Source organism: Nocardioides sp. YJ-D4, assembly GCF_054031495.1.
The window spans coordinates 126,722-148,923 of the sequence record NZ_CM132932.1; the positions used below are offsets into that span (position 1 = coordinate 126,722).

Here is a 22,202-nt window from a genome sequence, read left to right on the forward strand (position 1 = left end):
ATGAACCGGTCGTGGGTCGGGCCGTCCGACGTGGCGGTGGCCCTCGGCGGCCGTCACTAGACTGAGCGGGTGACCGAGACCGACAGCGCCGTCCTCCGGCTGGGCACGGCGCGTGGCCGCTGGGTGCTGGCGACGACGGTGCTGGGCTCCGGCCTGGCGTTGCTCGACTCGACCGTCGTCAACGTCGCTCTCGGCCGGATCGGGGATGATTTCGACGCGGGTTTCTCCGGTCTGCAGTGGACGGTCAACTCCTACACGCTGAGCCTCGCGGCGCTGATCCTGCTCGGAGGCTCCCTCGGTGACCGCTTCGGCCGGCGCCGGGTGTTCCTGATCGGCGTGGTGTGGTTCGCCCTCGCGTCGCTGCTGTGCGGGCTGGCTCCCAACATCGAGCTGTTGATCGCCGCCCGGGGGCTGCAGGGGGTCGGGGGCGCCCTGCTGACGCCGGGGAGCCTGGCGATCATCGCGGCGTCGTTCCATGTCGACGACCGGCCCGCGGCCGTGGGCGCCTGGTCGGGCTTCAGCGGTGTCGCGGCCGCGGTCGGACCGCTCGTCGGGGGGTGGCTGGTCGAGATCGACTGGCGGCTGGTCTTCCTCATCAACGTCCCCGTCGCGGTGCTCATCGTCATCGTCGCCTTGCGCTATGTCCCGGAGAGCCGAGACCCGGAGGCCGGCGGACGGCTCGACCTGACCGGCACGGTGCTCGCCGCCGCCGGACTCGGCGCTCTCACCTTCGGGCTCACCCGGGCGGGCGAGGTGGGCCTCGTCGGCTCCGTGGCGGCGACCGCCGCGGTCGGAGCCGCCTGCCTGGTCGCCTTCGTGGTCGTCGAGGCCCGCTCGACCCATCCGTTGGTCCCGCTCGAGCTGTTCCGCAATCCTCAGTTCAGCGCGGCCAACGCCGTGACCCTGCTCGTGTACGCCGCGCTCGGCGTGATCTTCGTGCTGCTCGTCCTCCAGCTCCAGATCGTCAGCGGCTGGTCGCCGCTCGCGGCGGGGTCGGCGCTGCTGCCGGTGACCGTGGTGATGCTGCTCTTCTCGGCCCGTGCGGGCGCGTTGGCGCAGCGCATCGGTCCACGCCTGCCGATGACCCTCGGGCCGCTGCTCGCGGCCGGTGGCGCGCTCTGGATGGGGCGGATCGGCCCCGATGCGACGTACGTCCTCGACGTGCTCGCGCCCGTCCTGCTCTTCGCCGTCGGGCTCACCCTGCTGGTCTCGCCCCTGACCGCCACCGTGCTCGACGCCGCCGACGACCGGCATGCCGGCATCGCCTCGGGCGTCAACAACGCGGTCGCCCGGACCGCCGGGCTGCTGGCTGTCGCCGTCATCCCGGCGGCGGTCGGGATCGCCGGCGACGACTACACCGACCCACAGACGTTCGACGATGGATACGGCATGGCGATGCTCATCAACGCCGGCCTGCTGATCCTCGGCGCGGCGCTCGCGGCGGTGTTCGTACGGCGTCCGCTCGCCGCCGAAGCGGAGCCGGACGAGCACCGCGTGCACATCGAGACGTGCGCGCACTGTGGTGTCACCGGCCCGCAGCTCCACCCCGCCGACCACGATCTCTGAGGCCCTACCTGGTGGCATGACCCGAGCGGCATCCGGTTACCGGGCTCCCGTGGATGCTCCGTGGTGGCGTGAGGCCGTGACGTACCAGATCTATCCGCGCTCGTTCGCTGATGCGGACGGGGACGGCACCGGCGATCTCGCCGGCATCACCTCGAGGCTGGAGTATCTGGCCGACCTCGGCGTCGACGCGATCTGGCTCTCGCCGTTCTATCCGTCGCCGCAGAGCGACTACGGGTACGACGTCGTGGACACCCGCGACGTCGACCCGCTCTTCGGGTCGCTCTCCGATGCCGAGCATCTGCTGGAGAGGGCTCACCAAGTCGGTTTGCGGGTGATCATCGACCTGATCCCCAACCACACCTCCTCGGCCCACCCGTGGTTCACCGAGGCGCTCGCGGCCGGCCCCGGCTCGGCCGAGCGGGATCGCTACATCTTCCGCGACGGCCGCGGGCCGGACGGCGACGAGCCGCCGACCAACTGGCGCTCGGTCTTCGGCAGCGGGGCGTGGACGCGGGTGGAGGACGGACAGTGGTACCTCCACATGTTCGACCAGGAGGAACCCGACCTCAACTGGCGCAATCCCGAGGTGGCCGAGGAGTTCCGTTCCGTACTCAGATTCTGGCTGGACCGTGGCGTCGACGGGTTCCGCGTCGATGTCGCCCACGGCCTGATGAAGGACCTGCGCGACCAGAAGGTCCCAGAGGGATACTCACCGAACTCCGACCCTGCGGTGATGTACGACGCCGGTGTCGAGGACGACCCGATGTGGGACCGCCCCGAGGTGCACGACGTCTACCGCGACTGGCACAAGATCGTCGCCTCCTACCCCGGTGATCGGATGCTGCTCGCCGAGGCGTGGACCCAATGGCCCGCGGACCTGCGTGGCTACCTGCGTACGGACGAGTTCGACCAGGCGTTCAACTTCCTGTGGCTGCAGTCGAAATGGTCGGCGGTGGAGTTCACCGAGGCGATCATGTCCACCCTGCAGGCGCTGGAGCCCTCCCGAGCCTGGCCGACCTGGGTGCTCTCCAACCACGACGCGGTCCGCCATCGGACCCGCTACGGCGACGGCCCACAGGCGCTCGCCCGCGCCCGCGCGGCGACGCTGACGATGCTGGCACTGCCCGGGTCGGCGTACCTCTACCAGGGCGAGGAGCTCGGGCTACCGCACGTGGAGCTGCCCCCGGAGCAGCAGCAGGACCCGTGGGCGAAGGGCGGCAACGGCCGCGACGGCTGCCGGGTGCCGTTGCCGTGGAGCGGTGACGCCCCGCCGTTTGGCTTCAGCCCCGGCGACCGACAGCCCTGGCTGCCGCAGCCGGTTCAGTGGGCGGAGCTGACCGTGGCCGCTCAGACCGGTCGGCCGGGCTCGACCCTGGAGTTCTACCGGGCGGCCCTGGCCGCGCGCCGCCGCTACGCCCGCGGAGCCGGCGGCGAGGTGCGGTTCCTCGACGCGCCGGAGGGCGTCATCGCCTTCCGGCGCGGCCGGCTGAGCGTCTTCCTCAACTGCGGTACGGCGCCCACGCCGCTGCCCGACGGTGACGTCGTGATCTGCAGCGGCGAGCGTCCGGTCTCCGACCTTGCGCCGGACGACGCGGTCTGGATGCTCACCGGCTGACGCAGAGACCTCAGCGGCGGTAGACCCGCGCCTCCCACGGGGCCATCACCGGGCCGCTGCCGCTCCCGATCACGAGCTCGCCGCGGCTCTCTCCGACGAGCTCGCCCAGTTGCGCCTCGGAGCTGCTGAAGTTCGCGAGCACGACCAGCTGCCCGCTCTCATGGCGCCGGCGGAAGGCGAAGATCTGCGGATGGCTGTCGGACAGCAGGGTGAAGTCGCCGTCGACCACGGCCGGGTCCTCGTGGCGCAGCCGGATCAGCCGGCGGTAGTGCGAGAGCACCGAGTCCGGGTCGTCCATCTGCGCGGCGACGTTGATCTCGGCGTAGTTCGGGTTGACCGCGAGCCACGGCGTTCCGGTGGTGAAGCCGGCGGAGGGGGAGGCGTCCCACTGCATCGGCGTACGCCCGTTGTCGCGGCACATCGCCCGGAGCGAGCGCATCACGTCCTCGGGATCCACGCCGAGGTCGACCGCCTCGTGGTAATAGTTCACCGCTTCCACGTCATCGACCTCGTCGATGGAGGTGAACGGGAAGTTCGTCATCCCGATCTCGTCGCCCTGATAGACGAACGGGGTGCCCCGCTGCAGGTGCAGCACGGTCGCGAGCAGCTTGGCCGACTCGGCTCGCCAGCGGCCGTCGTCGCCATACCGCGACACGACTCTCGGCTGGTCGTGGTTGTCCCAGTAGAGGCTGTTCCAGCCCACGTCCGCCAAACCCTCCTGCCAGGCCGCGAGCCGATCACGGAGCCGACCGAGGTCGAAGGGGCGTACGTCCCACTTGAACGTGCCGTGATCGATCTCGACGTGCTCGTAGTGCAGCACCATGTCGAGCTCGCGGCGGGCCGGGTCGGTGTACTTCCGGCCCTCTTCGACCGTCGTCTCGCCGGTCTCACCGACCAGCAGCAGGTCGCGGTCGTACCGGTCGAAGACCTCGCGGTGCATCTCGGCGAGGAACTCGTGCACGCGCGGGCCGTCGATCACCGACTGCCGCATGTTGCCGTAGCGCTGCCCGGGGAGGACCGGTGCCTCCGGAAGCTCCGGGTCCTTGGAGATCAGGTTGACCACGTCCATGCGGAAGCCGTCGACGCCGCGGTCCAGCCACCAGCGCAGCACCTCGTAGACCGCATGCCGCACCTCGGGGTTCTCCCAGTTCAGGTCCGGCTGCTTCTTGGTGAACAGATGCATGTAGTAGGCGGCCCTGCCCTCGCTGTAGGTCCAGGCCGGACCGGAGAAGAACGAGCCCCAGTTGTTGGGCTCGTCGCGCCACCAGTACCAGGCGCGCTTGGGGCTCTCGGGGCTCGAGCTCGACTCCAGGAACCAGGGATGCTCGTCCGAGGTGTGGTTCGCGACGAGATCCATCACCAGCTTCATCCCGCGCTGGTGGAGGTCGGCGATCAGCGCGTCGAGCTCCGCGAGCGTTCCGTACGTCGGGTCGACATCGTGATAGTCGCTGACGTCGTAGCCGTTGTCGGCCATCGGCGAGGGGTAGACGGGGGAGATCCACAAGACGTCGACCCCGAGCCACTCGAGGTGGTCGAGACGCTGCCTGATCCCGCGGAGGTCGCCCACGCCGTCACCGTTCCCGTCGGCGAAGCTGCGCGGGTAGACCTGGTAGACGACGGCGGATCGCCACCACCCGGGGCCGGTGCGCCCAGCGGGTGCGGGGACGCTCGATGGTGTGCGTTCTCCTTCAGCGGGTGCCAGGTGGGTCATGATGTGCGCGGTAACCGTGCGGGCCGCCACGCATACGCGCCGCCCACGGGCCGGCGATAGCGTGGGCGCATGGCACTGACCCACGACTACAAGGTCTCGGTGGAGTGGACGGGCAACCGTGGCACCGGGACGAGCGGCTACCGCGACTACGCCCGAGACCACGTCGTACGCATCGAGGGCCTGCCCGACATCCTGGGCTCCGCCGATCCGACCTTCCGCGGCGACGCGAGCCGGCACAACCCCGAGCACCTGCTGCTGACCTCGCTGGCGCAGTGCCACATGCTCTCCTACCTGCACCAGGCGGTGACGGTGGGCGTGGTCGTTCTCGACTACCACGACGCCGCGACCGCCACCATGGAGACGCAGGGGACCGGTGGCCGGTTCACCCGGGCCGTGCTGCACCCGGTCGTCACCGTCGCCGAGGCTGCGATGATCGAGCCCGCGACCTCCGCCCATCACCAGGCCCACCTGGACTGCTTCATCGCGAGCAGCGTGAACTTCCCGGTCGACGTCGAGCCGACCGTGATCGTCGGTGGACTGACGGCGTAGCGATGGTGGTCGGCCCGGCTGCCTAGTCGGTCCGAGGGCGAGTCGGGGAACTGGTCTGGGCCCGGACGAGCGATGCCACCACCACGATGTTGAAGACGATCATCACGCACACCAACGCCCGCGCGAGCTGACCCTCGGCGTGGACGTCTCCGTAGCCAACAGTCGTCATGGTGCTCAAGGTGAAGTAGAGAGCATCGGTCCGCGTCTTCAGGCCGACGAGCTCGTCAGGGCGTGCCTGGTCGAGCAGGAAGAAGGTCAGCGACGCCGCCATCACCAGCAGGATCAGCAACATGGCCAGAACCCGCGTGCCGCGACCAGGTGCGCCCCTGCGGACGGAGCCGAGCTCTTTGATCATCACCGCCCCGACGAGCGCGAGCGCCCCCACCGTCACCAGCAGGCTCGCGCCCACGGCCACGGCCGAGTCTGCCGTCCACTTCAGAGGGAAGGCGAAGTAGGCGACCAACAGGCCGCCGAAGGTCAGGATCGGACGCGACCAGGCCTTGGACCGGGGACTCCGCTCATCTGATCGACTGCTCATCACCGGGCTCTCCGCTGGCCAGAGGCAGGCGCCTTTCCCATGGAAGTCTCGATTCATCGTACGAACTGAACCCTCAGGATGCGGTCACGGACGGGGCCGCCGCGTCACCCGTCACGGGTGACACCGGAACCAGCCGGCCAGGATCCGCTGCACCCAGCCCCCTCTTCCGGGGGTAGGGCGGGGGTCGGCCTCGCGACGATGATGACCGCCATGACTCGTTCGACCTCGACCGACGCCCTGCTCGCCGCCCGGGACGCGCTGATCGCCCAGCGCCTGGACTACGCCGAGGCGCTGGACACCTTCCGCTGGCCCGACGTCGGGGCGAGCTTCAACTTCGCCCACGACTGGTTCGACCCGATGGCTCGGGGCAACGACGCTCCGGCGCTGGTCATCGCGGAGTCGGACGGGTCGCGGGCTGCGTACTCCTTCGACGAGCTGGCGCGTCGCTCGGACGCGGTGGCCCGCTACCTTCGGCGTCTCGGCGTCGGCTCGGGCGACAGCGTGGTCGTCATGCTGGGCAACCAGGTCGAGCTGTGGGAGACGATGCTCGCGGCGATGAAGGTCGGTGCGGTCCTGATGCCGACGACGACGGCGGTCGGCACCGCCGAGCTGGTCGATCGGCTCGCCCGGGGCCGGGCCAAGGCCGTGGTCTGCAACGCCGAGGACGCGGACAAGTTCGACGGCGTCCCCGGTGACTACGTACGGATCGGCGTCGGGCTCGGCGCGGGGGAGCGGGACGGCTGGAACGACTACGCCGCGGCTGCCGCCGAGGCGCAGGAGCCGCTCGAGCACCCGGGCAACGCGACCTCTGACGCGCTGCTCCTCTACTTCACCAGCGGCACCACGAGCCGCCCGAAGCTGGTCGAGCACACGCACTACACCTACCCGGTCGGGCACCTGTCCACGATGTACTGGCTCGGGCTGCGCCCCGGCGATGTCCACATGAACATCTCCAGCCCCGGGTGGGCCAAGCACGCCTGGTCGAACTTCTTCGCGCCCTGGCTCGCCGGCGCGACCGTCTTCGTCCTCAACTATGCGCGCTTCGAGGCGGCCACGCTGCTGCAGCGGATCCGGGAGGAGCACGTCACCAGCATGTGCGCTCCGCCGACGGTGTGGCGGATGCTCATCCAGGCCGACCTCTCCGGCGGCTGCGGGTCGCTGCGCGAGGCGATCAGCGCCGGTGAGCCGCTCAACCCCGAGGTGATCAGCCAGGTCCACCAGGCGTGGGGCCTGACCATCCGGGACGGCTTCGGGCAGACCGAGATGACCGCGACGGTCGCCAACAGCCCGGGCCAGCCGGTACGTCCGGGCTCGATGGGCCGCCCGTTGCCCGGCGTCCCGGTCGTGCTGGTCGACCCGATCGAGGGGACCGTGATCGAGGGGCCGGGTGAGGGTGAGCTGTGCCTCGACCTCGCCGCCCGGCCGGCCACGCTGATGACGGCCTACCGCGATGACGAGAAGCGGACGGCCGACGCAATGCGCGGTGGCTTCTTCCACACCGGCGACGTCGCCAGCCGCGACGAGGAGGGCTACATCACCTACGTCGGCCGCACCGACGACGTCTTCAAGGCCTCCGACTACAAGGTCTCGCCCTTCGAGCTGGAGTCGGTCCTGATCGAGCACCCCGCGGTGGCCGAGGCGGCGGTCGTACCGGCACCGGACCCGGTGCGGCTGGCCGTCCCCAAGGCGTACGTCTCCCTCACCGCCGGCCACGAGCCGACGGCCGAGACCGCCCGGGCCATCCTCGAGTTCGCCCGCGACCACCTGCCGCCCTACCTGCGGGTGCGGCGCCTGGAGTTCTTCGACCTGCCCAAGACGATCTCGGGGAAGATCCGGCGCGTCGAGCTCCGGGTCCGTGAGCAGGACGTGGTCGACCAGCGGCCGCCGGGGGAGCACCGCTACGAGGACTTCTTCTCCCGTCAGTCCTGAGCGTCAATCCTGAGCCACCAGGCGCCGGACGCTCTCGACGACGATCTCCCGGCACCGAGCGCGGCTCGGCCGGCGCACCAGGGCGAGCTCGGGGGTGTGGAGGTGCCAGCTCATCGCCAGCGCGCGAACCTCGGTGAGCAGCTCGAGCGGCGAGTAGGCGGTCGTCAGCTTCCCCGCCTGCTGCGCCTCCTCGATCTTGGCCAGCTTGGCGTCGTTGGAGGCGACGATCGCCGGCAGCTTCCCGGTCGGGCGCTCGAGCTGGTACCAGGTCGTCAGCCGTAGCGTCGTGGGGAAGCGCTCGTAGAGGTCGAAGGACCGTCCGGCGTAGGCGGGCAGGTCGGTGGCGTCGAACTCGACCTCGTCCACGAACGCGAGCACCCGGCGGGCGAAGACGGCGTCGAAGAGCTCGTCCTTCGTGCCGAAGTACTTGTAGATCAGCGCCTTGTTCGCCAGCGCCGTCTCCGCGATCCGGTCGACGCGCGAGCCGGCGATGCCGTACGCAGCGAACTCGGCCTCGGCGGCGTCGAGGATGCGGATGCGGGTCGCCTCGGAGTCTCTGGCCATGCGTCCAGCCTAAAGCAAGTAACTAGTTAGTTGCATTTCGTGGCCTTCAGTGCTTCACTGAAATAACCAACTCGTTAGTTACTTAGGAAGTGCATACATGTCTTCGACACCCCCGCGCGCCGGTGCCCGTCACCGGGCGGTGGTCCTGATGGTGATCCTCGGCTGCCAGCTGATGATGACCCTCGACGCCTCGATCGTGACCACGGCGCTCACTCACATCAAGGCGGAGCTCGGCTTCACCGACTCGTCCTTGTCGTGGATCCAGAACGCCTACGTGCTCGCCTTCGGCGGCCTCCTGCTGCTCGGCGCACGAGCCGGTGACCTGCTCGGCCGGCGCCGCGTGTTCATCGCCGGGACGGCGCTCTTCACCGCGGCCTCGCTCCTGGCCGGACTGGCGTCGTCGGCCGAGCTTCTGATCGTCGCGCGCACGCTGCAGGGGCTGGCGTCGGCCTTCGCGATCCCGTCCACGCTGGCGTTGCTGATCACGAGCTTCCCCGAGCCCGAGGAGCGCACCCGGGCGATCGCGATCTACAGCGCGGTGATCGGTGCCGGCGCGAGCGTGGGGATCATCGTCGGCGGCCTCTTCACCGAGTACCTCTCCTGGCGCTGGGGTCTCCTGGTCAACGTCCCGCTCGGGATCCTGATCCTCGCCCTCTCACCGCGTTACCTCCCCGAGACCGAGTCCCGGCCCGGCCGGGTCGACATCCTGGGAGCGCTGAGCGTCACCGTCGGGATGTCGGCGCTCGTCTACGGCCTCGTCGAGGCTGCCGAGATCGGCTGGGGCAGCGCCCGAACCCTGCTTCCGCTGGCGGCGTCGGTGGTCCTGCTCGTCGGGTTCGTGCTCATCGAGCTGCGGGCCTCGCAGCCGATCGTGCCGATCCGGCTTTTCTTCAGCGTGCAGCGGTCTGGGGCGTACCTCGGCCGGATCCTGATCGTCGGCGCGATGTTCTCGACGTTCTACTTCCTCTCGCAGTATCTCCAGAACGTACGTGGCCTCAGCCCGCTCGCCACCGGACTCGTCTACATCCCGATGACCGGCATGTTCTTTGCCATGGTCTACGCCGTGCGCTGGGCCGGACCGAGGATCAGCAAGCCTGTGCTGCTGCTGACCTCCCTGGCCACCGCGGGGATCGGCATGGCCTGGCTGAGCCGGATCGACGCGACGACCCCGGTGGCGTCGATCCTGCCGCCGCTGCTGGTGCTGGGCATCGGCCAGGGCATCGCGATCATCCTGCTCACCGACTTCGGCATGGCCGAGGTGGACCCGGGTGACGCCGGCGCCGCCTCCGGCCTGGTCAACACCGCCCACCAGATCGGTGGCTCGGTCGGACTCGCGCTCCTCACCGTGGTGTACGGCAGCGCGGTGCACCATGACGCCGCGCCGGGCGCCGTCGCCCAGGCCCATGGCTATGCGACCGTCTTCGAGGTCGCGACGGGCTTCTACGCCCTTGCCGTGATCGTCGCCGTGGTCATGCTCACCGCCCATCGGCGTGCCAGCAGGTCGACCGCGCCGGTCACGGTCGCGGCCGCCAGCTGAGCCTTCAGGGACGGACCGTCAGGCACTGCGTACTGACGCCGAAGGCGCCCTGCTCGTCATGGAGCACGGACGTGGTCACACCGGCGCCCTCCGGGCCGAACGAGACGGTCGTGTCGAGCCCCAACCAGCCAGGAGCCGGAGCCCGGAACAGGTGCGCGGTCAGGTCGAGGTTGGGAAAGCTGACGGCCTTCGGGTCGACGCGGACGGCGACGCCGTTGGTGATGTCGAGCAGCCCGGCGACCTGCGCCAGCCGGCTCACTTCCTCGTCGGCGACGAGGGGGTGAGCCGTACGTACCCAGGACTGCGCCCGCCCTGGGCCGAGGTCTTTGCGACGCACCTCGACCGAGGCGATGAAGCCCCCGTCCCACAGCGCGGTCATGTCCCAGGCCGGCACCTCGTCCGGTGTCGGCATCGGTGGGTGACGGGTGCCCTCGAGCTCCGCGGTCGGGTAGCCGGCGGTCAGCCAGGCACGCAGGAGCACGACGGGCCGGCCGCCATGGCACGCCCGCGCCTCGACGAGCTCGATCGTGCGCCCGGCGCGGAGCACGGTGACCTCGAGGTCGACCGGCTCGAGCGGGACGGTGCCGAGGATGTCGTAGCTGACTCGGGTGATCTGGAGTCCGTCGTCGCGGCGGGCATCGCGGTCCCGCTCGACCTCGTGCGCGAGTACCCCGAGCAGGGTGGCGATGTGCTGCGTGTCCAGGTCCCAGGCGCCGCCGACGTGCTCGGTCGGGGTGAAGGTACGCGGACCGGTCCGGTGCCAATAGCTCATCAGCAGCTCAGAGGCCGAGAAGCGCGACGCTCTGCTCGCGCATGTCGATCTTGCGTACCTTGCCGGTGACGGTCATCGGGAACTCGTCGACGATCAGCACGTAGCGCGGTGCCTTGTAGTGGGCGAGCTTGCCGCTGGCGAAGGCGCGGACGGCCTCGGCGTCCAGCGGCTCGGCGCCGGGGCGCATCCGGATCCAGGCACAGAGCTCCTCGCCGTACCGCTCGTCCGGGACGCCCACGACCTGCGCCTCGGCGATGTCGGGATGGGTGAAGAGGAACTCCTCGATCTCGCGAGGGTAGATGTTCTCGCCGCCACGGATCACCATGTCCTTGATCCGGCCCACCACCACGCAGTAGCCGTCCTCGCGCATGACCGCTAGGTCGCCGGTGTGCATCCAGCCGTCGGCGTCGATCGCGTCGGCGGTCTTCGTCTCGTCGTCCCAGTAGCCCAGCATCACCGAGTAGCCGCGAGTGCAGAACTCGCCCGCCGTGCCACGCGGAACCACCTCACCGGTGGCCGGGTCGACGATCTTGATCTCGACGTGCGGCGCGGCCCGGCCGATCGTCTCGGTGCGACGCTCGAGGTCGTCGTCGGTGCGGGTCTGGCAGGAGACCGGTGAGGTCTCGGTCATCCCGTACGCGATCGCGACCTCGCTCATGTGCATCTCGCTGACGCACCGCTTCATGACCTCGATCGGGCACAGCGCGCCGGCCATGATCCCGGTACGCAGCGTCGAGAGGTCGTAGGAGGCAAAGCCCGGGTCGTTCTGCATCGCGATGAACATCGTCGGCACACCGTACAGCGCCGTGCACCTCTCGTCCTGGACCGTCTGCAGCGTCGTCGCCGGGTCGAAGCCGGGGCCTGGGATGACCATCGTCGCGCCGTGGGTGGTGCAGCCGAGGTTGGCCATCACCATGCCGAAGCAGTGGTAGAAGGGCACCGGGATGCAGAGCCGGTCCTGCTCGGTGAAGTGGATCGTCTCGGTGACGAAGAAGCCGTTGTTCAAGATGTTGCGGTGCGACAGCGTCGCGCCCTTCGGGAACCCCGTGGTCCCGGAGGTGTACTGGATGTTGATCGCGTCGTTCGGGTCGAGCGGGTAGCCGACGTGATCGGCCAGCCGCTCGCCGCGGCCGGCCGTCAGCAGCGCATCCCACTGCGGCGTACCCAGGAAGATGGTCTGCTCGAGAGCGCCGCAGTCGCCCTCCACCTCGCGGACGAGCGAGACGTAGTCGCTGGTCTTGAACTCGGTCGCGCTGATCAGCAGCCGCACCCCGGACTGGTTGAGCGCATACGCGAGCTCGTGGGTCCGGTAGGCGGGGTTGATGTTGACCAGGATCGCGCCGATCTTGGCCGTGGCGAACTGGACCATCGTCCACTCGGCGCAGTTCGGCGCCCAGATGCCGACACGGTCACCCTTGCCGATGCCGGCCTTGCGGAGGCCGACCGCGAGGGCGTCCACGTCGGCATCCAGCTCGGCGTAGGTCCAGCGTCGTCCGGTGGCGATCTCGACGAGCGCCTCACGGTCCCCGTGGCGGGCGACGGTGCGCTCGAAGTTGGCTCCGATCGTCTCCTCGAGCAGCGGGACGTCGATGTCGCCACGAGCCGACGAAGCGGTGATGGATGAGGTCTCGGTCATGCCGCGAGCATGACCGAGACCACGGTGGCAGCCACACCCCCGAAGGAGGGTGAGCGGTGCCGGATCAGGCGAGTGCGGGCTCCGCGTCCAGCTCCACGCGGCTCGTCTCCTTGGCCACCAGCAGGCAGCCGATGCTCAGCACGGCCAGGGCGCTGAGGAAGTACGCGATGCCGTCGGTGCCCCACCTGGCCAGCAGGTCCTCGGCGATGACCAGCGGGACGGCGCCGCCGAGGATGCCCGCGATGTTGTAGCCCAGGCCGGCTCCCGTATAGCGGTACTTCGCCTGGAACATCTCAGGCAGGAACGCCGCGATCGGACCGTAGTTGAGGCCGAGTACGCACAGCATCAGGCTGTTGCCGAGGGCGAAGCTCGCGAAGCTGCCCGGCTCCATGATGGCGAAGGACAGCGGGCCGGCGACGAGGCCGAAGGCCGCGCCGATGAGCAGGACCACGCGGCGGCCGAGGACGTCGGAGAGCCACGCGGAGGCGATCACCGTCACGCTCATCGCGAAGGCCGCGACGATGACGCCGAGCAGGGCCTGGCTCATGCTCAGGCCGAGGGTGCCGACCGCGTGCGCGACCATGAAGCTGGCGCCGGTGTAGAAGGCGCCGAAGACGACGGCCATGATGCCGCCGCTGAGCAGCACCTGCCGCCACTGGTCACGGATGCAGCCGACGAACGGAAGGGCGCTGCGGGTACCTGCCGACTGGACCTTCTTGAACGACGGCGTCTCGGCGATCTTCAGCCGGACCCAGAGGCCGACCGCGATGAGGACCGCGCTGGCCAGGAACGGGATCCGCCAGCCCCAGGCCGCGAACGCGGCGGGCTCCATCAGCCGGAAGGTGGTGAGCATGGCTGCCGCGGCGAGGATCAGCCCGAGGCTGGGGCCGAGCTGCGGGAACATGCTGTAGCGCCCGCGCTGGCCGCTGGCGGCGTACTCGGTGGTGAGGAGTGCGGCGCCCGCCCACTCGCCGCCGAGCGCGATGCCCTGCAGTGCGCGCAGCAGAACGAGGATCACCACGGCGCCCTTGCCGATCGACTCCACGCTCGGCAGCAGGCCGATCGCGAAGGTCGAGGTGCCCATGATCATCAAGGTGGTGATCAGCGTGGCCTTGCGGCCGATCCGGTCGCCGTAGTGGCCGAAGAGGATCGCCCCCAATGGTCGGAAGACGAACGCGACGCCGAAGGTCGCGATCGAGGCCAGGGTGCCCTCGGGGCCGCCCATGGACGGGAAGAAGACGGCATTGAAGACCAGGGCTGCCGCGAGCCCGTAGATGAGGAAGTCGTAGAACTCGATGGTGGTGCCGGTCAGTGACGCCGTCGCGACGCGGCGCATGGTGCGCCCGTCGACCTCGGCTCGGTTAGCCGCGATTTGGGCCATGATCGTGCCTCCTACTCGGATGGGTGAACCGAGTGTGGGACTGACACCACCTGTCCGATACCCCCGGACGAGTGCCCTCGAAAGAGGGGGTACGCCTCTTGTTGCTTGTGATGGTCGTCACTTACGCTCAACGCCATGAGCACCGCAGCCATCGCCCCAGAGGCGCCGTACGACGGGTCCCGGATCGCCCAGACGCTGGCCTCCTTCCGGACCGCGTCGGGGCTGGATCTCGCCTTCGGTGGCCCGGTGCGCGGTGACGGCACGGCCATCGACATCACCGCGACCTGTGGCGCGAAGGGCGCCTCACTGCGCGGCCTGCGGGTGGTCAACGGGGAGGGCTTGGGCGGCAAGACCCTGCAGACCCGGCAGCCCGGGTCCGTCGACCACTACTACACCGCTCGCGGGATCACCCACCTCTACGACACCGCCGTCGCGCAGGAGCAGATCCAGACCGTCGCCGCCCTGCCGATCCTGGTCGACCGGGCGCCGCGGATGCTCATCTACCTAGCCTCCCGCTCGCGGCTGGGTCTCGGTGGCGTCTGGTTCGACTCGCTGCGTCCGCTGATCCGCACTCTCGAGCGCGAGATCCTGATCGACGACGAGGTCCGCAACCGGCTCTCGCGACTGGCGCCCGCGCCGAGCCGGGCTCCGAGCCCGGACGAGGCGGCAGCCAAGCGCGATCTCGCCGAACGCAGGGAGATGGCGGCCGAGCTCACCGATCTGGCCGGCCAAGTGCTCGACCCCGAGGTCCGCAGCCGCCTCGAGGCCATGGTCCTCCGGCTCACCGCCGCGCCGGGGGAGAAGCAGCCGGCTCAGCTCGCTCCGGCCGTACGTCTGGCCGCCCGCGAGCTCGACGTCCTCCGTCAGGTCGCGCTCGGCAGCAGCAACCGGCAGGCCGCCGAGGCCCTCGGGATCGTGGAGAGCACGGTGAAGTCCTACCTCAAGAGCGCCACCCGCAAGCTCAACGCCAACAACCGCGTCCACGCCGTCCGGATGGCGCGCGAGGCCGGCCTGATCGACTGATCACGTCGCGTACGCTCTCGGGGTGGCCATCGTCGGAGTCATCGCCTGCGCTGCAGGCGGCGTAGAGCAACTCTGCGACGAGCTGGTCACCCCGCTGGTGGATGCGGGTCACCAGGTCCCGGTGACCCTGACGCCGACGGCGTTCAGCTGGCTCAGCGCGAACGGCGAGGCAGAGCGGATCGAGGCCATCACCGGCTTCCCGGTGCGGGGCCCGAGCCGCCTCCCGTGGGAGCCGCGCACACATCCCGCGCTGCTCGATGCCATCGTCGTCGCCCCCGCGACCTTCAACAGCACAGCCAAGATCGCCCTGGGCCTGGCCGACAACCAGGCACTCACGGTGGTCACCGAGAGCCTGACGACCGTCCCGGTCGTGATCTTCCCCCTCATCAACGCCGCCCACGCCGAGCACCCCGCCTGGCCCGCCCACGTGGCAGCCCTACGTGCCGCCGGTGTCGAACTCATCGAGGGCCCCGACCTCTGGCCCCTCTACCCGCCCCGCCAGATGCCTCCGGACCAGAAGCTGCCGTGGGGGACGATCCTCGAGGCCACCCAGCACGCTGTAGATCGCTAGTAGTACACCGCCACAGCTGTCGACGTGGCGTATGACGCCGAGCCCTTTCGCGCTGGGCTCCCCGATGCTGCAGAGAACTCAGGTGGGCGGACGGCGTACAACGAGGGGGCAGACCGCACAAGCCTGTCCTCCTCGCTGCGCGTACCACCGGCATGACCTTCGGATGGCGCAAGGCATCAGTCCGAGGGTCGCCTCGTTCGATTCTGCAGGAGCAATCTCGTCGATGACCCGGTCGACCAGCCCGCACTGCCCCGAGCCCCAGTGTCCACAGCGTTGCTCTGCGCATGGCTCGGCGAATCGGAACCGTCTCTCCGCCGAGTCACCCAGTTGCTGGGCGAACTCCGCTTCGACCGCGAGTGGAGGACGCACCGGGCCTATCCGTCCATCCGGCCCGACGATTCCGATCAGGAGTGCACCGTCGTGGCACCGCCCACTCGGGCATGTGGCGGGCTCGCCCTCAGAGCGTCCCATCGCCGAACCGGTCCGACGGGACGATCCAGATACCGAGGGGCACCTCGAGGTCAGGTACGTCGTCTTCTCCGCGCGGCGCGCGAAGCGAGACGGCATAGCCGTCCGCGAGCTGAGTGTCGGCGAGCTCCCGCAGTACAGCCTGCTGGATCGCTCGCTCGATCCGAGTGACGGCGTCCTCTGGAAGCGTGACACCGATGTGAACGGTGAAGTCGTGACCATGGGTGCGGTTCATCGGCATACCTTGTCTCTAGTGAGGTCGCATCGAGATGGGCTGGCCCTCATGAGCGCGTCAGCCCGAGGAGACGATCAGCGCATAGCCCTGGCGAGCGCCGACGTTCACCTCTCGGGCAGCCACGGTGACGGTCCAGTTGCCAGGTGCGGGGTCGATAACTTGTACGACTTCGACGTTGTTGAGGGTGTCGGCGGTGCCTCCCGACACAGACCTTCCGTTCCCGAAGACGTTGCCCAGGAAGGTGGTGCCGTCGGGTCCCACGACGAGAAGGTCGAGGTCGTTCACTAAGCTCCGTCCGGCGCCGGGCGTGCCTGGGGGCTCGGTCCACACCAGCGTGGCTCGAAGCTTCGACGCCTGCGCGGGTACGTCGATGACGTGCCCAGCCTCTTGACCGGCGATCAGCCCCAGGTTTCTCCGGATGTCCCACATCGCGACCGGCGTCCCGCGGTTGTCGGTCAGGAGGGTCTGGAGCTGCAAGAGCCCCCACCCGGACTTGTTACTGGGGTAGGCGTCGACACCGTCGGTGCGGACGCTCGCATGCACGAGCAATGCCTTGAGCAGGGCACCCGACGGTGGCGCGCCGGCCGGGTGCGGCGGCATTCCGTTGGCGCCATGCACGACGAGCCAGCCCTCCATGATCGCCTGGCGCGCCAGCGTCGCCGCTGCGGCAGTCAGGGGGGTGGCGTAGCTGCTCGCACACGCCCCGGGCACCACGTCGCTGTCGGTTCCCACCAGAGCCGACGTGAGCCCACATCCGACGGTCATCAGATCAGGCTTGCGTCGACCGTCCGGTGTCGGCCCGTGCGCGCCATCAGCCAGCCGGCCCGCGGGACCGTCGTCGCTCGCCGCACTGACGCACAGGGTGTTCTTGGAGATGCCCGGCGAACCTTGGCGCTCGTTGTTGTTTCCACTGGCGGCGAGCACCAGATGATCCTCGTTCTGCCATGTAAAGGTGTCGGCCTCGGCTGCGAGCAGGTCGTAGGCTCCTGGCACCCCACCAGCCGGCGCGCGGGCGTGCCAGCTGTTGCTGTGCACGCGGGCCCCGGCTGCCGTAGCGGCGAGGAACTCGTCCAGCAGCGTCGTCGCGTTCGCGGGATCGGGATTGGCGAACACCGCCATGTCCTTTCGGTTCCCAAGAGCGACGCGCGCCGCGAAGGCGCCGCCACGGCAGGCGTGGACGCCGGGTCGATCGAGATCGTCGCCTGCCGCGCAGGCGGCGACGAAGGTGGCATGAGGGCCGGGAGCCTGACCCACCCGGTTGCGTAGCGCCACGACCTTGCGGTGGCTCGTACCTGGCGGGACGCCGTCCCGGTCCCGGAAGAAGGAGTGGCCCAGCTCGGGCGGCCCGTTGTCCAGCACGCCGATCGTCTGACCTGCCCCGCTGAGGCCATTCAGCCACAACGTCCTGAACATCCGCTGCCCGGCGGCCGATGCGGGACCGTGGTTCTGTGAGGACTCATCGGCGGCGGCTCCTTGGGCATCAGCCGGATCGACAGCACTGTCGACGAGCACGGGCACGTGCTCCATCCATCGAACGCCATCGATAGCGGCGGCCTCGGCGAAGGCCGCCGGAAGTATGTCGGCCTGCACCGTCGCCCAGCCGCCAACGGCCCGGCGGTCCAGGACAACGACATTGGTGCCTCCCAGCCTTGCGGCAGCATCCGCTGCCGCCTGAGGGTCCACCTCCGGGAACAGCACCAGATTGATCCGCTGGCCCGAGGGGTCGTTGTCATCGCGTGCTTTGCGGAGCGCCGGAGCAAGGACCAGGTCCGTGGGCAGCGGAGCGACCGCTCTGACGGCGGGATCGGTGACGAGCTCGCCCGCGGTCGCTATCGAGAGGTGCTCAAGGTAGGTGCGATCCGGCACGTAGTCGAGCAGCCGTAGTCGGAACCGCTCGCGAAGCCTTTCGGCGACCTCGGATCGCAGCGGCGCATGCAATTGCACGAACCACGCCGTACGGCGCCGGCCGTCGACGCTCGGCGCGTCGTCGCGTTCGAAGTCGGGCTGGGCTTGGCGGGGATCAAACGTGGTTCCACCGAAGGTGATCTCGTCCTGGTTTGCCATTGGACGCCTCTCGCAGAGCCCCCGGTCTTCTAGAGGTGAACGGTGATCTGGTTGCTCACCGTGCTCGAACCGCAGACGGTGTGGTGGTACACCTCGACGCCGAACAGGCTGTAGCTCTCCTCGACACACGACGCTCCTCCAGCGTCGTCCTTGTTGTCGAGGACCTGTGCGGTGCCTTCGAGTGCGAGAGATGCATCGGCGTCGGCTTCCAGAACTGTCTTGACGATCTCGCTGACGACGTATTGCTTGAGCGCGATGCGCACAGTTCCAGGATCGCGCAACCGTTCCTTGAGCTCAGCCAACGCGGTTGCAACTGCCTCGGGCAGCGCGGCGCCATCTGCCATCCGGTCGGACATGGAGGGAACCTTTCGTCGAAAACAGGGACAAACACCACGATGGCCCTGTTGATGTCGCTGGTCGTCTCCACATCGGCACCTGCCTCATACTGGGTACGAGATCGTGCTTCTGGATGCGCTGGTTAGGCGGCGCGTTGCTGAGTGGCTGGTTCATTCAGTTGCTCAGGCCCGCCAAGCACTCGGCGAACCCACTCTCCTAGGACGGAACAGAAGTAGCCCCTGACTCGCGTCTCCGCAGGCCAGGGGCTACTTGCTCTGTGGACGATACTGGGTTTGAACCAGTGACCTCTTCCGTGTCAAGGAAGCGCGCTACCGCTGCGCCAATCGTCCGTGGTTATTCAGTTATATCAGGGTGGTGCTTCGAGGTGGGTACGGGATTTGAACCCGTGTACACGGATTTGCAGTCCGTTGCCTCGCCTCTCGGCCAACCCACCGCTGGAGGCAATGCCTCCGGTGGAGACCTACTCCGAGCGGACGACGAGGCTCGAACTCGCGACCTCAACCTTGGCAAGGTTGCGCTCTACCAACTGAGCTACGTCCGCTTGCTGCTTCAGGCCCGGTTTCCCGTGCCCTTGGCGACGAGAAGAACATTATCGGAGCCGCTGCCGGAGGCCAAATCCGGGGTCACCTGCGTGTCATTCACCTGTCATCTCGAGGATCACTCCGGCGCGCTTTCCCGGCTCTGACCAGGGACGTTTTAGAGTTGCCACATGCGCGCGTGGATCGATGGTCAGCTTCTCGACAACCCGGCCGCCCCGGCGGTCTCCATCAGAGACCACGGTCTGGTGGTCGGTGACGGCGTCTTCGAGACGCTCAAGGTGATCAAGGACCAGCCGTTCGCGCTCGCCCTTCACCTCGACCGTCTCGAGCGCTCCGCGAGCGGCCTCGGCCTGCCCACCCTCGACCGCGGACTCGTCACCAAAGGGGTGGAGGCCGTGCTCGGGGCGACCCCGACGGCGTACGGACGGCTGCGGATCACCGTCACGGGCGGGCCGGCCCCGTTCGGGTCCGGGCGCGCGGAGGTGGCGCCCACGATCATCATCGGCCTCGAGGACGCGGAGCCCAACCCGGCCGAGACCAAGGTCGTCAGCGTGCCGTGGCGTCGCAACGAGCAAGGCGCGACGACCGGCCTGAAGACGACGTCGTACGCCGAGAATGTCATCGCCCTCGCCGAGGCCCATGAGCACGGGGCCAGCGAGGCGATCTTCGCCAACACCGTGGGGGATCTGTGCGAGGGCACCGGGAGCAACATCTTCTACGTGCTCGATGGCGCGCTCAAGACTCCGACGCTCTCCAGCGGTCCGCTCGCCGGGATCACCCGCGCCCTGGTGCTGGAGTGGTTCGGTGCCGAGGAGACCGACGAGCCCCTGGCCGAGGTCGAGGAGTACGCCACGGAGGTCTTCCTCACCTCCAGCCTGCGCGACGTCCAGGCTGTGACGGAGTGGGGCACGCGCACCCTCCCGCACGGCCCGGTCACCCAGGCGGCGCAGGAGGCGTGGCGTACGAACGAGCCGAGCCTGCTCGGCCTCTGACCTGACTGACGCCGGGCTCAGCCCGTGAAGAGCTGCGCCGCGCGGCGCAGCGTCTCGATGACGCCGTAGGCCAGCGGGATCCCGACCAGCGCCCAGGCGGCGACGATCTTGGGGTTCATGCTGCGCTCCTCTCGGTCTCGGTGGAGTCGACGGACTTCGGCTCGTGGAACCGGTCCGGAACCTGGTGCACCAGCAGGTTGGCGATGAAGCCGACCGCGAGGACGCCGACCATGGTGAGCAGAGCCGGCCGGTAGGCGGCCGCGGTGAGCGTGCCGGGCTCACCCTGCGCGTCGAGGAAGGCGTTGATGATGAGCGGTCCGGCGATGCCCGCGGCCGACCAGGCGGTCAGCAATCGGCCGTGGATGGCGCCGACCTGGAAGGTGCCGAAGAGGTCGCGCAGGTAGGCGGGGACGGTGGCGAAGCCGCCGCCGTAGAAGGACAGGATCACGACGGCGAGCAGCACGAACAGCGCCATCGAGGTGTCACCGATGGTCGCCAGCAGGAGATAGAGCACCAGTCCGACGCCGAGATACATCATGTAGATCGGCTTGCGACCGATGACGTCGGAGGTCGAGGACCAGATGAACCGGCCGCTCATGTTGGCGATCGAGAGCAGCCCCACGAAGCCGCCGGCCGCGACCGCGCTGACGGAGGAGACTCCGTCTGTGCGGAAGAAGTCCTGGATCATCGGAGCCGCCTGCTCGAGGATGCCGATGCCGGCGGTGACGTTGCAGAAGAGCACGATCCACACCAGCCAGAACGACTGCGTCCTGATCGCGTTGTTGGCCGAGACGCTCGCCGTGGTGACGAGCTTCTTCTCCTTGACGCTGGCCGGGTCCCAGCCCGCCGGCGTCCAGCCTTCGGGTGGGACGCGGACCGTGGCTGCGCCGAAGGACATGAAGACCAGGTAGAGCACGCCGAGGGTCAGGAAGAGCATCATCACCGCGTGGCCGTCGGGGACGGTGCTGGCATCGCCGGTGTACGACGGGTCGTAGAGCGCCAGGAGCCGGCCGCTCAGCGGGCTGGCGATCATCGCGCCGCCGCCGAAGCCCATGATCGCCATGCCCGTGGCCAGGCCCGGCCGGTCCGGGAACCACTTGATCAGCGTGGACACGGGCGAGATGTAGCCGATCCCGAGTCCGATGCCTCCGATGACGCCATAGCCGAGGTAGACCAGCCACAGCTGGCCGGTGCCGATGCCGAGGGCGCCGATGAAGAAGCCGGAGGACCAGAAGATCGCGGCCGCGGTCATCGCCGCGCGCGGTCCGTTGCGGTCGACCCAGGTGCCCATCACCGCGGCCGAGAGGCCGAGCATCACGATCGCGATCGAGAAGATCACCCCGATCGCGGTCTGGCTCGTGTCGAAGTGCTCGACCAGGGCGGTCTTGTAGACGCTGGTGGCGTACACCTGGCCGATGCAGAGATGGACGGCGAGGGCGGCGGGCGGGATGAGCCAGCGACTGAAGCCGGGACCGGCCACCGTTCGCTCGCGAGAAAGGAAAGCTGGCAGCACTGAGACCTCCGAGGTGGTGGTGCGGGTGACGCACATCACTACCACAGTTGACGTGGCAACGGCGAGCGATTGCTTCCGACCAGCGAAATGAACGAACCCTCCAGCCCCGGGGAGTCCGGGACGGGAGGGTTCGTGAACGAATGAGCAGGCGGGCGGAGTGCCTACTCAGCGTCGAAGGAGCTGTCCAGCAGGTCTGCGATCAGCGCGTCGAGATCCAGGTGCTGGCTCTCGGAGCCGACCGGGACGGCCGAGAAGGACTTGCCGAGGAACATCTGCACCTCGCGCGAGTCGGCGGTCGCGATCAGGCGGCCGTCGGGAGAGCTGAAGTCGAAGACGGCGACGGCCTTCGCGTCCTCGTCGATGCTGGGGTAGATCTTCACGTCGCCCTCACCGGCGGGGGCAGCCAGGCCCTGCAGCATCAGCGTGCGGGACACGACCCACTCGACGTCACCGGCGCCGGAGTGGAAGGTCAGGCTCACCGCGTACGGGTCGTTCTCGCGGTAGCCGAGGGTCGTCGGCACCTCCACGGTGCGGCCCCAGGGGTCGAGGCACGAGATCTTGATGTCCTGCTGCACTGCCGGGTGCTTGATGTCGCTCATTCGTCCGCTCCTTCTTGGTGGTCTTGCCAAGGAGACGGAGACG

The 22,202-nt window shown here is 68.9% G+C and carries 20 protein-coding genes and 3 tRNA genes; 8 read left to right on the plus strand and 15 right to left on the minus strand.

From position 1 onward, the window contains the following. Positions 1-69 precede the first annotated feature (69 nt). Both ACW14X_RS00625 and ACW14X_RS00630 read left to right on the plus strand, forming a co-directional pair. Positions 70-1,566, plus strand: coding sequence for an MFS transporter (locus ACW14X_RS00625; protein WP_457164343.1), 1,497 nt, complete (start codon positions 70-72; stop codon positions 1,564-1,566). Positions 1,567-1,582: 16 nt separating this feature from the next. Further along, positions 1,583-3,181, plus strand: coding sequence for a glycoside hydrolase family 13 protein (locus ACW14X_RS00630; protein ID WP_457164344.1), 1,599 nt, complete (start codon positions 1,583-1,585; stop codon positions 3,179-3,181). 10 nt (positions 3,182-3,191) lie between these two features. Here the strand turns inward: ACW14X_RS00630 and ACW14X_RS00635 are convergent, their stop codons facing one another. Further along, the gene (locus ACW14X_RS00635; RefSeq protein ID WP_160023442.1) at positions 3,192-4,892 is read right to left on the minus strand and encodes an alpha-glucosidase; all 1,701 of its coding nucleotides are present in this window, start codon (positions 4,890-4,892) and stop codon (positions 3,192-3,194) included. A 69-nt stretch (positions 4,893-4,961) separates the two neighbouring features. Between ACW14X_RS00635 and ACW14X_RS00640 the strand changes: the two genes are divergently transcribed. After that, the gene (locus ACW14X_RS00640) at positions 4,962-5,441 is read left to right on the plus strand and encodes an OsmC family protein (RefSeq protein WP_457164345.1); all 480 of its coding nucleotides are present in this window, start codon (positions 4,962-4,964) and stop codon (positions 5,439-5,441) included. 22 nt (positions 5,442-5,463) lie between these two features. On the opposite strand, the gene ACW14X_RS00645 is transcribed toward ACW14X_RS00640, so the two are convergent. After that, on the minus strand, positions 5,464-5,979 hold the full coding sequence (locus ACW14X_RS00645; RefSeq protein WP_350841308.1) for a potassium channel family protein: 516 nt from the start codon (positions 5,977-5,979) through the stop codon (positions 5,464-5,466). A 210-nt stretch (positions 5,980-6,189) separates the two neighbouring features. On the opposite strand from ACW14X_RS00645, the gene ACW14X_RS00650 reads away from it, so the two are divergent. After that, a complete protein-coding gene (locus ACW14X_RS00650) occupies positions 6,190-7,908 on the plus strand; it encodes an AMP-binding protein (RefSeq protein ID WP_350841306.1) in 1,719 nt (572 codons plus the stop codon). A gap of 3 nt (positions 7,909-7,911) precedes the next feature. Here ACW14X_RS00650 and ACW14X_RS00655 read toward each other — a convergent pair whose 3' ends face one another. Beyond that, entirely contained in the window at positions 7,912-8,472 is a 561-nt protein-coding gene (locus tag ACW14X_RS00655; RefSeq protein ID WP_457164346.1) for a TetR family transcriptional regulator, read from the minus strand. Between the two features lie 97 nt (positions 8,473-8,569). On the opposite strand from ACW14X_RS00655, the gene ACW14X_RS00660 reads away from it, so the two are divergent. Next, positions 8,570-10,009, plus strand: a complete 1,440-nt coding sequence (locus ACW14X_RS00660; protein WP_350841302.1) for an MFS transporter — start codon at positions 8,570-8,572, stop codon at positions 10,007-10,009. Between the two features lie 4 nt (positions 10,010-10,013). On the opposite strand, the gene ACW14X_RS00665 is transcribed toward ACW14X_RS00660, so the two are convergent. From ACW14X_RS00665 to ACW14X_RS00675, 3 genes are all read right to left on the minus strand, one after another. Next, positions 10,014-10,781 (minus strand): thioesterase family protein, encoded by a 768-nt coding sequence (locus tag ACW14X_RS00665; protein WP_457164347.1) that lies wholly within the window; start codon positions 10,779-10,781, stop codon positions 10,014-10,016. 7 nt (positions 10,782-10,788) lie between these two features. Further along, positions 10,789-12,417: an AMP-binding protein gene (locus ACW14X_RS00670; protein ID WP_457164348.1), complete on the minus strand. Its 1,629-nt coding sequence runs from the start codon at positions 12,415-12,417 to the stop codon at positions 10,789-10,791. A 64-nt stretch (positions 12,418-12,481) separates the two neighbouring features. Beyond that, positions 12,482-13,798, minus strand: a complete 1,317-nt coding sequence (locus ACW14X_RS00675; protein ID WP_160023456.1) for an MFS transporter — start codon at positions 13,796-13,798, stop codon at positions 12,482-12,484. 135 nt (positions 13,799-13,933) lie between these two features. Between ACW14X_RS00675 and ACW14X_RS00680 the strand changes: the two genes are divergently transcribed. After that, positions 13,934-14,821 (plus strand): helix-turn-helix transcriptional regulator, encoded by an 888-nt coding sequence (locus ACW14X_RS00680; RefSeq protein WP_160023459.1) that lies wholly within the window; start codon positions 13,934-13,936, stop codon positions 14,819-14,821. Positions 14,822-14,843: 22 nt separating this feature from the next. After that, positions 14,844-15,392 (plus strand): flavoprotein, encoded by a 549-nt coding sequence (locus ACW14X_RS00685; RefSeq protein WP_457164349.1) that lies wholly within the window; start codon positions 14,844-14,846, stop codon positions 15,390-15,392. Between the two features lie 457 nt (positions 15,393-15,849). Here ACW14X_RS00685 and ACW14X_RS00690 read toward each other — a convergent pair whose 3' ends face one another. From ACW14X_RS00690 to ACW14X_RS00715, 6 genes are all read right to left on the minus strand, one after another. Beyond that, on the minus strand, positions 15,850-16,095 hold the full coding sequence (locus ACW14X_RS00690; RefSeq protein ID WP_457164350.1) for a hypothetical protein: 246 nt from the start codon (positions 16,093-16,095) through the stop codon (positions 15,850-15,852). Positions 16,096-16,152: 57 nt separating this feature from the next. Then, a complete protein-coding gene (locus tag ACW14X_RS00695) occupies positions 16,153-18,159 on the minus strand; it encodes a S8 family serine peptidase (protein ID WP_457164351.1) in 2,007 nt (668 codons plus the stop codon). A gap of 29 nt (positions 18,160-18,188) precedes the next feature. Further along, on the minus strand, positions 18,189-18,515 hold the full coding sequence (locus tag ACW14X_RS00700) for a hypothetical protein (RefSeq protein ID WP_457164352.1): 327 nt from the start codon (positions 18,513-18,515) through the stop codon (positions 18,189-18,191). A gap of 258 nt (positions 18,516-18,773) precedes the next feature. Further along, positions 18,774-18,845: transfer RNA gene (locus ACW14X_RS00705), tRNA-Val, on the minus strand. A 33-nt stretch (positions 18,846-18,878) separates the two neighbouring features. After that, positions 18,879-18,949, minus strand: a tRNA-Cys gene (locus ACW14X_RS00710). 35 nt (positions 18,950-18,984) lie between these two features. After that, a tRNA-Gly gene (locus ACW14X_RS00715) sits at positions 18,985-19,057 on the minus strand. 168 nt (positions 19,058-19,225) lie between these two features. Here ACW14X_RS00715 and ACW14X_RS00720 point away from each other — a divergent pair. Continuing rightward, positions 19,226-20,047, plus strand: a complete 822-nt coding sequence (locus tag ACW14X_RS00720; RefSeq protein ID WP_457164353.1) for an aminotransferase class IV — start codon at positions 19,226-19,228, stop codon at positions 20,045-20,047. A 17-nt stretch (positions 20,048-20,064) separates the two neighbouring features. On the opposite strand, the gene ACW14X_RS00725 is transcribed toward ACW14X_RS00720, so the two are convergent. The 3 genes from ACW14X_RS00725 to ACW14X_RS00735 all read right to left on the minus strand — a co-directional run bounded on the left by ACW14X_RS00725 (position 20,065) and on the right by ACW14X_RS00735 (position 22,159). Then, positions 20,065-20,166: an MFS transporter small subunit gene (locus ACW14X_RS00725; RefSeq protein ID WP_457164354.1), complete on the minus strand. Its 102-nt coding sequence runs from the start codon at positions 20,164-20,166 to the stop codon at positions 20,065-20,067. Beyond that, positions 20,163-21,596 carry an OFA family MFS transporter gene (locus ACW14X_RS00730; protein WP_457164355.1) on the minus strand — a complete coding sequence of 478 codons (1,434 nt, stop codon included), beginning with the start codon at positions 21,594-21,596 and terminating at the stop codon, positions 20,163-20,165. The genes ACW14X_RS00725 and ACW14X_RS00730 overlap by 4 nt, the downstream gene beginning before the upstream one ends. Positions 21,597-21,721: 125 nt before the next feature. Further along, positions 21,722-22,159 (minus strand): SsgA family sporulation/cell division regulator, encoded by a 438-nt coding sequence (locus ACW14X_RS00735; protein WP_160023473.1) that lies wholly within the window; start codon positions 22,157-22,159, stop codon positions 21,722-21,724. Positions 22,160-22,202: the final 43 nt, after the last annotated feature.

Excerpts from the sequence above, each read along its gene's own strand:
- ACW14X_RS00630 (WP_457164344.1), top strand. The coding sequence starts at position 1,583 with ATGACCCGAGCGGCATCCGGTTACCGGGCTCCCGTGGATGCTCCGTGG.
- ACW14X_RS00635 (WP_160023442.1), bottom strand. The coding sequence starts at position 4,892 with ATGACCCACCTGGCACCCGCTGAAGGAGAACGCACACCATCGAGCGTC.
- ACW14X_RS00640 (WP_457164345.1), top strand. The coding sequence starts at position 4,962 with ATGGCACTGACCCACGACTACAAGGTCTCGGTGGAGTGGACGGGCAAC.
- ACW14X_RS00645 (WP_350841308.1), bottom strand. The coding sequence starts at position 5,979 with ATGAGCAGTCGATCAGATGAGCGGAGTCCCCGGTCCAAGGCCTGGTCG.
- ACW14X_RS00650 (WP_350841306.1), top strand. The coding sequence starts at position 6,190 with ATGACTCGTTCGACCTCGACCGACGCCCTGCTCGCCGCCCGGGACGCG.
- ACW14X_RS00655 (WP_457164346.1), bottom strand. The coding sequence starts at position 8,472 with ATGGCCAGAGACTCCGAGGCGACCCGCATCCGCATCCTCGACGCCGCC.
- ACW14X_RS00660 (WP_350841302.1), top strand. The coding sequence starts at position 8,570 with ATGTCTTCGACACCCCCGCGCGCCGGTGCCCGTCACCGGGCGGTGGTC.
- ACW14X_RS00665 (WP_457164347.1), bottom strand. The coding sequence starts at position 10,781 with ATGAGCTATTGGCACCGGACCGGTCCGCGTACCTTCACCCCGACCGAG.
- ACW14X_RS00670 (WP_457164348.1), bottom strand. The coding sequence starts at position 12,417 with ATGACCGAGACCTCATCCATCACCGCTTCGTCGGCTCGTGGCGACATC.
- ACW14X_RS00675 (WP_160023456.1), bottom strand. The coding sequence starts at position 13,798 with ATGGCCCAAATCGCGGCTAACCGAGCCGAGGTCGACGGGCGCACCATG.
- ACW14X_RS00680 (WP_160023459.1), top strand. The coding sequence starts at position 13,934 with ATGAGCACCGCAGCCATCGCCCCAGAGGCGCCGTACGACGGGTCCCGG.
- ACW14X_RS00690 (WP_457164350.1), bottom strand. The coding sequence starts at position 16,095 with ATGAACCGCACCCATGGTCACGACTTCACCGTTCACATCGGTGTCACG.
- ACW14X_RS00695 (WP_457164351.1), bottom strand. The coding sequence starts at position 18,159 with ATGGCAAACCAGGACGAGATCACCTTCGGTGGAACCACGTTTGATCCC.
- ACW14X_RS00700 (WP_457164352.1), bottom strand. The coding sequence starts at position 18,515 with ATGTCCGACCGGATGGCAGATGGCGCCGCGCTGCCCGAGGCAGTTGCA.
- ACW14X_RS00720 (WP_457164353.1), top strand. The coding sequence starts at position 19,226 with ATGCGCGCGTGGATCGATGGTCAGCTTCTCGACAACCCGGCCGCCCCG.
- ACW14X_RS00725 (WP_457164354.1), bottom strand. The coding sequence starts at position 20,166 with ATGAACCCCAAGATCGTCGCCGCCTGGGCGCTGGTCGGGATCCCGCTG.
- ACW14X_RS00730 (WP_457164355.1), bottom strand. The coding sequence starts at position 21,596 with ATGTGCGTCACCCGCACCACCACCTCGGAGGTCTCAGTGCTGCCAGCT.
- ACW14X_RS00735 (WP_160023473.1), bottom strand. The coding sequence starts at position 22,159 with ATGAGCGACATCAAGCACCCGGCAGTGCAGCAGGACATCAAGATCTCG.